The 11,832-nt window shown below is 30.2% G+C and carries 15 protein-coding genes and 1 riboswitch; all 15 genes read right to left on the reverse strand.

Annotated features, from left to right (window positions below):
* Positions 1-169: 169 nt before the first annotated feature.
* Positions 170-976, reverse strand: a complete 807-nt coding sequence (locus ABWP20_RS17320; protein WP_353097536.1) for a hypothetical protein — start codon at positions 974-976, stop codon at positions 170-172.
* Positions 977-1,026: 50 nt separating this feature from the next.
* Positions 1,027-1,152 (reverse strand): DUF2975 domain-containing protein, encoded by a 126-nt coding sequence (locus ABWP20_RS17325; RefSeq protein ID WP_353097538.1) that lies wholly within the window; start codon positions 1,150-1,152, stop codon positions 1,027-1,029.
* Between the two features lie 418 nt (positions 1,153-1,570).
* Positions 1,571-1,876, reverse strand: a complete 306-nt coding sequence (locus ABWP20_RS17330) for a hypothetical protein (protein WP_353097540.1) — start codon at positions 1,874-1,876, stop codon at positions 1,571-1,573.
* 137 nt (positions 1,877-2,013) lie between these two features.
* A complete protein-coding gene (locus ABWP20_RS17335) occupies positions 2,014-2,421 on the reverse strand; it encodes a hypothetical protein (RefSeq protein WP_353097541.1) in 408 nt (135 codons plus the stop codon).
* A 75-nt stretch (positions 2,422-2,496) separates the two neighbouring features.
* Entirely contained in the window at positions 2,497-2,970 is a 474-nt protein-coding gene (locus ABWP20_RS17340; protein WP_353097543.1) for an SMI1/KNR4 family protein, read from the reverse strand.
* Between the two features lie 167 nt (positions 2,971-3,137).
* Positions 3,138-3,584 carry a hypothetical protein gene (locus tag ABWP20_RS17345; protein ID WP_353097544.1) on the reverse strand — a complete coding sequence of 149 codons (447 nt, stop codon included), beginning with the start codon at positions 3,582-3,584 and terminating at the stop codon, positions 3,138-3,140.
* Between the two features lie 151 nt (positions 3,585-3,735).
* Positions 3,736-4,182, reverse strand: coding sequence for a hypothetical protein (locus ABWP20_RS17350; RefSeq protein ID WP_353097546.1), 447 nt, complete (start codon positions 4,180-4,182; stop codon positions 3,736-3,738).
* A 489-nt stretch (positions 4,183-4,671) separates the two neighbouring features.
* The gene (locus ABWP20_RS17355) at positions 4,672-5,661 is read right to left on the reverse strand and encodes a methyl-accepting chemotaxis protein (protein ID WP_353097548.1); all 990 of its coding nucleotides are present in this window, start codon (positions 5,659-5,661) and stop codon (positions 4,672-4,674) included.
* A gap of 54 nt (positions 5,662-5,715) precedes the next feature.
* Positions 5,716-6,060, reverse strand: a complete 345-nt coding sequence (locus ABWP20_RS17360; protein ID WP_353097549.1) for a cache domain-containing protein — start codon at positions 6,058-6,060, stop codon at positions 5,716-5,718.
* A 426-nt stretch (positions 6,061-6,486) separates the two neighbouring features.
* Positions 6,487-6,606, reverse strand: a complete 120-nt coding sequence (tnpB, locus tag ABWP20_RS17365; protein ID WP_353097551.1) for an IS66 family insertion sequence element accessory protein TnpB — start codon at positions 6,604-6,606, stop codon at positions 6,487-6,489.
* 86 nt (positions 6,607-6,692) lie between these two features.
* Complete coding sequence (locus ABWP20_RS17370) at positions 6,693-7,868, reverse strand: quaternary amine ABC transporter ATP-binding protein (protein WP_353097552.1); 1,176 nt, start codon at positions 7,866-7,868, stop codon at positions 6,693-6,695.
* Positions 7,858-9,732, reverse strand: a complete 1,875-nt coding sequence (locus ABWP20_RS17375) for a glycine betaine ABC transporter substrate-binding protein (protein WP_353097554.1) — start codon at positions 9,730-9,732, stop codon at positions 7,858-7,860. Before ABWP20_RS17375 ends, ABWP20_RS17370 begins: the two co-directional genes overlap by 11 nt.
* Before the next feature lie 199 nt (positions 9,733-9,931).
* Positions 9,932-10,059, reverse strand: a riboswitch (cyclic di-AMP (ydaO/yuaA leader).
* A 62-nt stretch (positions 10,060-10,121) separates the two neighbouring features.
* Positions 10,122-10,220: a DUF4431 domain-containing protein gene (locus ABWP20_RS17380; RefSeq protein WP_353097558.1), complete on the reverse strand. Its 99-nt coding sequence runs from the start codon at positions 10,218-10,220 to the stop codon at positions 10,122-10,124.
* 3 nt (positions 10,221-10,223) lie between these two features.
* Positions 10,224-10,679, reverse strand: a complete 456-nt coding sequence (locus ABWP20_RS17385; protein ID WP_353097556.1) for a hypothetical protein — start codon at positions 10,677-10,679, stop codon at positions 10,224-10,226.
* 691 nt (positions 10,680-11,370) lie between these two features.
* Positions 11,371-11,832, reverse strand: a 462-nt coding sequence (locus ABWP20_RS17390; RefSeq protein WP_353097557.1) for a restriction endonuclease subunit S, incomplete at its 5' end; no start/stop codon positions are given.

Consider the following 11,832-nt stretch of genomic DNA (forward strand, 5'->3'; position numbering starts at 1 on the left):
AAAATTCTTAAATTATTTTCTTTTATTCCTTGACTTTTTATAGTTGGTCTTTCTAATTGATATTTATCCCCTATGTCAGTTTAAACTCCAAAAACATAGTTTTTACCTGATTTTTACCCACTTTTTTACAGAAGTTAAACCTGACTTTTTCATATTCAATAGTCATATATTAGCTATCAAATTTAATATAATAAAAAACATTATTATCTGAATCTATTATTCCTAAACTAAAATTCTGAGAATACCTTTTACTATCCAATAACTCTTCTCCATTAGTATATTCTTTTTTATTTTCCCATCTATCTAAAAATACCCAATATCCACTTTTTATATTTTCCATATTTAAATCTTTAGCTATATCATAACTATAAGTTATATTATTTTCAACTCCCCCATATATCCTTAAATTTATTTCTTTTGACATAGGTACTTTATTCCATTTTGATTTAGATTTATTTAGTATGTATTGTATATTATTCTGTGTAATATTTGACTTAGCCAAAGTTATGCCATCACCATGAAATCCTCCATGAGTATCTTCATATTGAAATTCTAAAGATTTAGGAATCTTAATTCCTAAATCCTTAGATATATTCCTATTTATTTTGGTGCTATGCCTGTAAAACAAAATAATTAATAATATTATTATAATGATAATAATTTGTTTTTTATATTTTATAATTCCTTCTTTTACTAGATGATTATTAATAATCAAATATATTATATTAATTATATTGATTAATACCCCTATCCCAATCAATATAAATGAAAAAAGAATTCCAAGTATAGCTGCTCCATCACATACACCTGGTGGGTTATCTTTAGTCAACAGAAATATGCTTAAATATAATATACCTCCTAATATGAAAGGTCCCAACAAAACCATGTATTTATGTTTTTTATTATTCATATCTATATTTTTCATAGGTATAATAGCTAAAAATATAGTTACTACCATTCCAATTAACATTAACAATCAAATCACTCCTGTCTATTAATTTTCTTCCACATACTCTAAAATAGCACCTATATTGTAAGTTCATTTTCAGCTTTTATTTCTACGGATTTTAACAATAGTTCTTTTAATATTTCTATAAATATATATATTATAAATGCAGTAAACATAGTTAACATCTTTAAAAGTATTTTCATATGGTAAAATCCTAGTGCTGATTTTTCAAAAGAGTTGTCTACATCTGGTAACCAAAATATAAATAGTCACAAAATAATAATTAAATTTACAGATATTCTAAGAATATTTACTTTCCATGATTGCATATTAACTTATTCTCCTTTTATTATATATTCACTACTATAAGTATACTACTTCTTTATTATATTTCAACAACAATTTATTGTATTTCAATAAATTATTGTTGTTTATTAATTAACCTATATGTAATAATCTCAATGCATCTAATTAATCTAAGCATAGAAAAACAGATGATTTATATTTTCATCTGCTTTTTTATGCTTAAATATTAAATTAACTCGTTGTACTAGTTAAAATTTATAAATAAGAAGCTACATCTTCTATATGTTGTTTATACTCCCACCAATAAATTGGATATTACCCCTTTCTATATGGTCGGTTCATGGAGATATTTAGAAGTTGCTCCATAATTTCTAAATATTCATTTTCTGTTATTTCAAATGGCTCCCATTCAACTAACCTTCCAAACCCTCCACTAAGTAAGATATCATTTAACTGTTTAAAATCAGGAATAACCTTATCAAAACCATATCCCCATAACATTGAACTATCGTGTATCATATCTGCGACAGAACCCCTTTTTACCAAATAATGTGCTTCTTTTCTATCATATTCGCCATGATAGTTTGCTTCCGGCATTAAATAATATTTTATAATTCTCATTTTTAACTCCAAATTTCGATTTGCTATTCAGTAGGATTGTATAAATTTCCTACAGCTTTATTCTAATTCGCCTACGGGAGTAAATGTTCATTAACTGTATGTTATGTAAACCATTAAAATGTACTATCAAATCATCCTCATAGTTGTGGATCAATGACATCCAAATATTCTTCTGCTCCCTCAAAAACGTCTTCTCCACCTATTTTATAGGCGGCTAAAAGAAATTCTCTAGCCTTCACTAAATTATGAAGGTGATAATGACAAATTCCTATATTCATAAGAATATAAGGGTTTTCAGTCTGTCCACTTGCATATGCCCACATGAATGACTGAAAAGCTTCTTCCCAATTTTTTAATGACTGATATGCCTCACCCTTTCCGGCATAAGCATAGGCTTCACACCCCCAAAGCCCATCAGGTAAGATATCTAAAGCTCTTTGAAAACATGATATAGCTCCATTGTAATAGTCGTCTTCCAGCAAAGCATCTGCTTCTTTACATATTTTTTCATAAGTTTCTAAAGTCATTTTATCTAATGTATCCATGTTTACTTCTCCTTAAAATTTTTATTTGCAAATTTATATAAATAAACTTTGGTTCAAAACTGCTCAATAAATTTCCTATTTATCTTCTCCACGGACCTTTTTGTTCTTGCGTTCTTCCAATTCCTCTATTTGTTTCATCAAACAATCTGAAAAACCCCCCTCTATTGAAGTTGTCTCGCCTGTCTGATAATAATCTAATATAACAATATTACCATTCTTATCAAAACAGAATATTTCGTCACCATTTCCAATAATGGATAAGAAAGGAATATAGTCTGTAAATCCTGCTTCATGTAATTCTTTTGTCTTAACACGGATATCTAAAAAATCTGGTATTTCTTTTGCTATGCCATAAACAATGATGCCACGGCAAAAAGACCAAAACGGACCAATATCAAATTGCTTTGCTTGCGGCCAAACTTCTTCTCTCACATTCATATAGAGTCCGCCCAGCGGTGACATAGTAAACTCTCTAAACTCCTGCGGTAGCATATTTCCAATACTTCTTTCAAATGCAGATATATCCGATTCAGACGGTTCATTCCCCATACATGCAACCACTTGATATGTATTTTTATCATAGTTACGGAAGTAATCGTAAATTTTCTGTAATGCCATTTTAATTCTCCTCCTCCACAAAATATAAATTTCCTGTAGCTTTGTTTTAATTCGCATACAGAAACGAATACTATAGTCTTGTCATTAAAGATAATCTATTATAATGCAATAACGCTATTTGAAGCAGCCTTAATCATCTTATCTGCAATCTCTTCAATACTACCTCGAGACATTATATGATCTATGACATTACTTAAAGGTAGAGACTTATGAAGTAATTCTATATAGTAATCCGCTTTATTATCTTCACCACTTTCAAAGCTGCCTTTTATCATCGTTATTAAGATTATTATTTCACTTCTCTCCAAACCTTTGATACATGGCGGCTCTGGAATCATTGCAGTCATTGCTAAGTTGTCTAAATCAGTCCATCCCCAATATTCAGCAAATTCCATTTCATTATGTTCTTTTCCCGTAATTTTACTAAGTTCAACTAATTCCTTGCTGCAATCTCCACTTCCTTTATCAACAATATAATTAATTATTTTCGTCACCATTTCAAGCTTACCTTCATCTATTTGGGGAAATTCCAATTCTTTTCTCATATGATTACAACTCCAATCCATATTTATAATTTCGACAAACAGCCTGCACTTCAAATTGAAACTTTCCAACTCCCGATTATGCTCATAATCTATGGGAATTATAAATTGCCACATGGAATTTTAGATGACCGATATGACTGTATCATTTGATTCATATTGAAGAGCTATCAAGTCCATCATCAAAAACGAACTTTCCCTGCTCTTGGTCATAAGCTACCCATACATCTAATCCCAAATAATCATCTATTGGCATACGAACAGTGGGAGCAGGATAATATCCTAAGAAGCGTATAAAAACGCCCCCCCAAATTCTTCCGTTTTCTTCATATAACCTAATATCCCCAATATACCATTCGCCTGTCATTTCACATCTGCGAGGAAACATATATTCATCATCATTGCAAGCTCCTTCATCTTCCAAATATTCAGTGATTTCTTTTGTGACAATTTCCATAATTTCGTCCTTATGTTTTTCATACAACTCATTAAGTTCAAGAGGTTCAAATTTCATATGTGGCTGCAACTTCTTCTCATAATTGGTATATTCGTTATTCGGGTTTAGATTTGGCATAAAAATTTGTTTCAATTCTAGTCTCATGTCTATTTCTCCTCGTACAAAATATAATAAATTCAAAGACACACCATCATTAAAATCGTTGTGCCGTACAACAAACTTAGGCAGTTTGCTAATAAATAATTAACTTATTATACCATATAAACCAAATCCATTCTATCAAATTATTATTAGTGCTTTTCCTAGGATATCTCTCTGAACAGCTTCACATAGAACCTCGATACAACGAAAGATACTGCCGCAGATAAAGTAATCATTTTAATCTTAAATATTAAAAAAAAGCTGCCACATTTCTGTAACAGCTAATGGATGATAATTCATAGTATAGTTGATTGAATAATGACACATAAAGTGATATATTCCTTGTCTACTTGACAAAGGCATATTAGTTCTTTATCATTTACCTATATTTATTAGATTTTAAAATTGTTAACTGCATATTTTAGATTTTCAGATAAATCCCTTAAATCTATTGATAAACGAGATACTTCCTTTGTCATACTAGTTTGTTCTTCAACAGAAGCCGTTACTTCTTCGGTAATAGCAGAAGTTTCTTCTACTCCTTCTATTTATGGAAGTAATTATGCCATTTTTAACTTCATATAGATTTGTAGATTCGCTTAAGACAGCAATTATATTATCTGATAATAGGGTTGTTGAATCAATATTGTTTTTTAATACATTTTCTGAACTTTCAAAGGCACTGTTTAATTCTTCAAATACTGACTTTACTTCCTCCATCATTAATACCGAGTCCTTAGAATTATATTTTATATCTTGAATAAAATTGTTTATATCATTTGTCGCAAGTTCCGTTTGATTTGAAAGTTTTCGTATTTCATCTGCTACTATTGCAAATCCCCTTCTCGCTTCACCAGCCCTTGCAGCTTCTATAGAAGCATTAAGTGCTAATAAATTAGTTTGAGCAGATATTGTCTGTATGGAATCTGTAAAATCTTGGGCATTATTTGCATTAGTAACTATTTTTTCTATAATGCCTTCAAATTCTATTAATTTACTGATACTCTTATTTTTCTTTTGCTTTAGCTCCTTCATTTCTTCTAGAGCATTTAAACTGTTAGTTTTAGTTTCTACTGATATATGGCTTACTTCATTAATTTTATCAGATATATTGTTTATACTTGAATCTATACAATCTAAATTTCCCCTAATATTAGATGCTCTGTCTGCTTGATTTACTGTTCTTGCAGCTAAGTTTTCCATAGCGGTTGCTACTTCTTCTGTTGCCTTAGAAGAAACTAATGATGATTTCTCTAGGTTTAAAGATCTATCTTCTAATTTTCTGGTCAAATCTTTTATTTCTCCAATAATATAGCATATATCATCCCTTAATTTTTTAGTTGACTTAACTAATAAAGAAGTCTCATCATTTCCTTTTAAAATACTTTCATCTATATCTAAATTTAAGTTTCCTGAAACTATTTCATTTAAAGCTTCTGATGTTTTAATTATCGGATACCGTTCTTGGACATTGTTTAACACACCTTTATTTTAATTATTGTATCGTGTTAAACTTTTTGTGTCCATACTTATATACTAACACCATATAGTATCTATTAATCCATATAAAGATTTCTCCTTAATAAAACTTACTATAGTTCTATCTAATCCTAGTATTTTTCTACTTTGGATTACATATTTGTCTTTACCTACTTTATCGTTAAAATCCACATTATCTTCTTCTAATACAGTTTGTAATTTTTCTATGCCCAAATCAGATATAGATTTTGAAGTATATTCATTGTTTGAATCAACTAATATTATACCATCTTTATCTAATAACATATATCTATCATCTTCATAGCTTTTCATATTAGATAAAATTTCCGCTATCTTATTATCGTAAACATTTATACCAATAACTCCTACTATTTCCCCCATTTACTGTAATTTTAATGTTGCAAATTATAATTTGTTGATATAGCTTAAATAACTTTAATCCGATTTAGTCCATTAATAATTTTTTAACAATCATCTTTTCAATCAATGTAATGGCCTGTGAGTAACTATATCTAATCTTTATATTTTATTATCATCAGATTGAGTTTAAATTTGTTACATAATATATTATATAACTTCATATTTGATCATATAATATATATCATCCATTTTTGATTATACTTCATCTCTTATTGTCAAATTTTGTCGAAAATTTATTTAAGATTAAATATAACACAATAGAACCATCCTTCTATGTTTTTATTTTCGCCCTCTTTAATATTTAACTTATTTATATATAAAAACTTATCAATTTGTATTGCTATTCTTGACGATTAATAATAACATAAAGGCACCTGATTATCCATTTTACCTTTTCATAGCCTTTATCCACCAAAAAACACTATCCTCAAGCCTCTGGTATAAAATGGCAAATCCATATCCTTCCCAAAATAGATCTTTCATTCTATCTCTTCCTCCACAAAACAAGAATCAAATAATTTAGATAAAGTTAGGCAGCCCCAAAAATGGCTGCCATTATTATAGTTACATTTGATTATTTATCACTTACCTTATTACAACATGGATGACAATACATCAGCCTTTGATAATATCCCATTTAGACTTCCATCATTATCTATTACAGCTATAGGATACCTAGTTTCTACAGCCATAGGGATTATATCATGTAATAATGTATCTGGAGCTGTGGTCATTATATTTTCTATAATTACATCTGATAATGATAATTTTTCATTTCTAGCTCGTACAGCATCATCAATTGTAACTATTCCTAATAATTTCATCTTATCTCCAACGACATAAGCACTAGAAACCCTATTGCTTCTCATGATATTTATAGCATAACTCAGGCTATCTGTTCTACGAACAATACTATTTGGAATAGCCATTACATTTTTAACGCTAATTACCTGAGTTTTATCTGCATCATTTATAAATTGTCTTACATAATTATTTGCTGGATACTCAGATATCATCTCCGGAGTATCAAGTTGGATCAATTCTCCATCACGCATTATAGCTACCCTATCACCTAATTTAAAGGCTTCATTAATATCGTGAGTTATAAATATTATGGTCTTATCTAATTTCTTTTGAATAGATAGAAGTTCAAACTGCATATCCTTTCTAACTAAAGGGTCTAGCGCAGAAAATGGTTCATCCATTAAAAGTATGTCTGGATCATTAGCTAGAGCCCTTGCTAATCCTACCCTTTGCTTCATACCTCCTGAGAGATTTGATATAGGTTCATTCTCCAAACCTTCCAAGCATACCATGGAAATCATTTCTCTTGCTTTAGCTTGACGCTTCTCTTTGGACACCCCCTTAATTTCAAGGCCGTATTCTACATTACCTAAAACATCTCTGTGAGACATAAGTCCAAAGTTTTGAAATACCATGGCGATGTTATTTCTTCTATATTCATTTAATTCCTTTTTATTAAATTTGCTTATATCCTTATCATTAAATAGAATTTTTCCTGAACTAGGTTTGTTTAGCATATTAAAACATCTAACTAATGTTGATTTACCAGAGCCTGATAAACCTATTATTACAAATATTTCTCCTTTTTTTACATCCAAGGTTACATCCCAAAGTGCCACAGTTACTCCAGTTTTTTTATAGACTTCGTCCTTAGATGCTCCTGAGCTTTTCATTTTTAATGCTCTACTTTTTTCTACACCATATAATCTACTTAAGTTTTTAATGCTTAAAATATTATTCTTCATCTAAGATTACCTCCCTACCATTGACAAAGCCTTGAGTTATTCTATCTAATAAGACTGCAATAATTACAACTGCAGTACCAGATACTAGTCCTCTACCTATCTCTACTCGGTTAACACTTATTAGAACTTCCATACCTAAACCAGTAGCTCCTATCATGGAGGTTGTAACAACCATGGACATTGCCATCATAAGGGTTTGGTTTACTCCAGTCATTATTGTTGGTAAAGCTTGTGGTATTTGTACTTTTATTAAGGATTGTAATCTGGTGGAACCAAAGGATAAGGATGCTTCCACTACTTCTTTGTCTATTTGTCTAATTCCATGACTTGTAAGCCTAATAATTGGTACTATAGCATAAATTGTTGTTGCTATTACTGCAGGTGGTTTACCTAAGCCAAAGAATAATAAAGCTGGGATTAGATATACAAATACTGGCATTGTCTGCATTGTGTCTAATACTGGTCGAATTATTCGATTTGCCCTTTCACTAGTTGAGATGATTATTCCCAATGGAAAGCCCAGTGCCAATGAAATTATAACTGAAGCTATGACTATGGATAGTGTTTCATTCATAAAATTCCACAGTCCTAGAGCCCCTATAAGGAATAGTAAACCCGCATATAGTATTCCTTTCCCAATCTTTCTGCTTATTCTCCAACCTACTAAGAATACTAATATTAAGGATATAAACCAAGGTATGAAATCTAATACCCTGTAGATTACATTTACTAAACTACCTAAGAATAATCTTATCTTACTGAAAAACGAATCATATTTTATACTAAAATTTCTAACTGAAGTATCTATATCATCAAGATTTAAAGGTATCTTAAATGGAAAGTCCCTTAACCAATTGGATGTTTCAGTCTTTTCACCTGTACCTAAATAAGCTCTAATCTTTTGTGCATCACCTGGATTTAGCCACTGATCTATTAATTCATCATGTTGATTTAGGAACCATTTTACTGTTTCTATATAATTAGCCCCAGTTTCTTGCATATGTGCTAGTGCCTCTGAGGTTAAAGCACTTGAAGTCTTATATTTTGTAAGGAATTCAACCATTTCAGGACTTTGTTCATAGAATTTATTACTTACCCCTATATTTACTTTTACAGAAGGTAGTTCAGTTTTCCCTTCTACATATGTGTTAGCATCAAAGGATTTATCTTTCAATAATACAAAATCATATTTACCCATGAGCCAAGTTGGTTCCCAATAATATGCAACTATTGGTTCACCCTTTTCATAGGCTGAAGTTAAGGCTGATGATAAAGCTGCATCTGAACCTGGTCTAAAATACACAAAGTTTTCGTCCAGATTATAGTGTAGATATTTATTGTGAATAATCTCATCAACTTCCCAACCAGGAATTGCACCATAAACTCTACCCATACCCCTTATTTCTTCATCTGGAAATACATCCGGATATTTCTTTAAATCCCATACATATTTTAAATCAGGAGCCACTGCTTTAATTCCTCTTTCAGCATCCCCTTCAACTACATATCTTGGAACATAAAAGCCTTGATCATTATCATCAAAATTTACCCCTAAGTCTTTAAATTTACCTTCATTTAAGTCCTTCTCATAAGTAGCTAGATTATCTGTCCACTCTTCCATATGGATATCAATCTCACCTTTAAGTAAGCCTTCGTGTAATACAGTAGTTGATCCAGGAACTTCTCTCCATTTGTACCCAAAGATTTGTTCTGCTATTAATCCTGCTACTGCATTGTGGAATTTCACACTGTCCCAGCCAACATCTGCAAAGGCTATTTCTTTTATTGTTACTTCTTTTGAATAAACAAAAGTAGAAGTAATTACTAATATTAATAATAGAATTACGCTGAAAAACTTTCTCATGATTCAACACCCTCCCCTTTTTTTATAATTGAAAAAAATCCATTAAGGGAATAATTAAGCCAATAAATATTGTGAAACAACAAGGTTCCCGTCCCATTAGCAATCTATGATTGGCTAATGGATTGGATCCTTATTATGTAAACTTAATTTTGGGTACAAAAAAGAACCATGGAGTCCCATAGTTCTAATAAGCAGAACATTACTCTCCTTTATACGCTTACGAGGTTAGCTGTCGGGTTAGGGCTAAAGGGTTCTGCCCCTCCAAAATGGATACACCCCCGAAGATTGGGTCCCCCGCTTCATTTAAGAATTCAGCGATGTGATTTGTTTTTCAATTGTAAATATTAAATTTGATTATAACACATACCAATAATTTATGCAAATTACATTTAATCCAGAACTTTTTCTACCTGTATCAATACATCAGTATGATGGTGGTCTATATGAGCTAAAAATAAAGTTCCTTGAATTATAATACGTTTATCTATATACTAATTTACTATTTCAGTATCTTCTTGGTTCATAGGAACTACTTGTATCTCAGTAACTTCGGATCTATCTGAATTGTTGAGATCACCTTCTTGTGAAATAACCTGAATTAGGTCATCTAGTTGTAAAATACATGGATGCTCTTGGGCATCAGTATCAGGGTTCTCTCCATATCCCGGAGGTCCATAGTACATTCTTGTAATTAATTTGCCTTCAATTATAGAAACATTTGGTTCAAAATAGTATTCTTTTTCTATTTCAGAGCTTTCTGATACATTTAATTCTGAAACTGCTGTTTTTCGTTCTGAGGGTGTACTTATACTATCTCTTTCACTTTCTTGGACAACATTACATGAACATAACAAAACTAGAATTATAATTAGTACGCATATTTTTCGGATATTTCTCAACATATTTTTGACCTTTCTATAATTCATCTCAAATATCAGGTGATTCATCGTCTTATTCGCCTCCTTATTAACTACATTTCTCAACGTCATGACCCATCAAATCTATTGTATTTCATATAACTTGTATTTTGCCGATACCTACATCGGGAATACCTCTAATCAAAATAGCAATATTAAAAAACAGTATCTCTTTTCTTCCACAAAAGATACTAGTTTACTAAATGCCATAATTAAATGTCCTCCTAGCTACAATTAACTTCTTTTAAGCTTTTACATTTTAATTACTCTCTCCTATGTCACATAAATCTGACTATGTATATAATTCATCTATCATCTATATTTCTCTCTATTTTTAAGGCTAAAAAAACAGTGTTTTTCCAATGATTTTTGACCTAAACTTCATCCTTCAGCCACTATATGTCATGGTCAAATTCTGTTTTTTCTCCTCAGAACCACAACGCGTTATCATTGTCACGCACTCCACATGTGTAGAGTGTTTATGACAGACAAATTAAATATTTACCGTAGGGAAATAAAAAGAATTGATGACTGTATCTGCCAATTTATAAAAAATATAGTATTAACAGATAATAGATGAAATACTCAAAGCTTTTACTTATAAACCTTGTAAATGATATGAAAACTATGAAAACTTAAAGTTTTTTAAATTAAAGAAAATAGAGTTCTTAATTAAGGACTCTATTAATCTTTTCAAGGATATATTTTGTTTAAATTTTAGTTAAATATATTTACTAAATTCTAAAGTTTTAATATATCTTTCCATATAATCATAATCAGGATTTCCATAGTCATTTATCGGCAATCTTAATTTAAGTCTATTTAGTCTTGATTTTCCACTCTTTCTTCCATAATCAAATCTAAAATTTTCATAATTAATGACAGTAATTAAATACATCCCTATATATTTGTTTAATTCTTTATTTTTTAATGATACAGAAATACTGTCCTGAAGAATAAAATCCTCTTCTTGATAAAATGCTGTTCCCGTATATATTCCATTTGTTGAAATAGATAACTTGTTTCCCTGTATATACGTATCGGTAATAACTTTTTCCTTAACACCATTATTTTTTGTTAATGCTGAAACTAAATTAACAGTTTTTAAGGCATCATATTTTTGTTCATTTTCATATTCAAATAATTCACTAAAATCAAATAAATCGTATTCTATATTTTGTTC

It is taken from the genome of Tissierella praeacuta (assembly GCF_040396155.1).
GTDB lineage: Bacteria > Bacillota > Clostridia > Tissierellales > Tissierellaceae > Tissierella > Tissierella praeacuta_A.

Excerpts from the sequence above, each read along its gene's own strand:
- ABWP20_RS17360 (WP_353097549.1), bottom strand. The coding sequence starts at position 6,060 with ATGGGGGAAATAGTAGGAGTTATTGGTATAAATGTTTACGATAATAAG.
- ABWP20_RS17350 (WP_353097546.1), bottom strand. The coding sequence starts at position 4,182 with ATGAGACTAGAATTGAAACAAATTTTTATGCCAAATCTAAACCCGAAT.
- ABWP20_RS17385 (WP_353097556.1), bottom strand. The coding sequence starts at position 10,679 with ATGAATCACCTGATATTTGAGATGAATTATAGAAAGGTCAAAAATATG.
- ABWP20_RS17340 (WP_353097543.1), bottom strand. The coding sequence starts at position 2,970 with ATGGGGAATGAACCGTCTGAATCGGATATATCTGCATTTGAAAGAAGT.
- ABWP20_RS17375 (WP_353097554.1), bottom strand. The coding sequence starts at position 9,732 with ATGAGAAAGTTTTTCAGCGTAATTCTATTATTAATATTAGTAATTACT.
- ABWP20_RS17330 (WP_353097540.1), bottom strand. The coding sequence starts at position 1,876 with ATGAGAATTATAAAATATTATTTAATGCCGGAAGCAAACTATCATGGC.
- ABWP20_RS17345 (WP_353097544.1), bottom strand. The coding sequence starts at position 3,584 with ATGAGAAAAGAATTGGAATTTCCCCAAATAGATGAAGGTAAGCTTGAA.
- ABWP20_RS17370 (WP_353097552.1), bottom strand. The coding sequence starts at position 7,868 with ATGAAGAATAATATTTTAAGCATTAAAAACTTAAGTAGATTATATGGT.
- ABWP20_RS17325 (WP_353097538.1), bottom strand. The coding sequence starts at position 1,152 with ATGAAAATACTTTTAAAGATGTTAACTATGTTTACTGCATTTATAATA.
- ABWP20_RS17335 (WP_353097541.1), bottom strand. The coding sequence starts at position 2,421 with ATGGATACATTAGATAAAATGACTTTAGAAACTTATGAAAAAATATGT.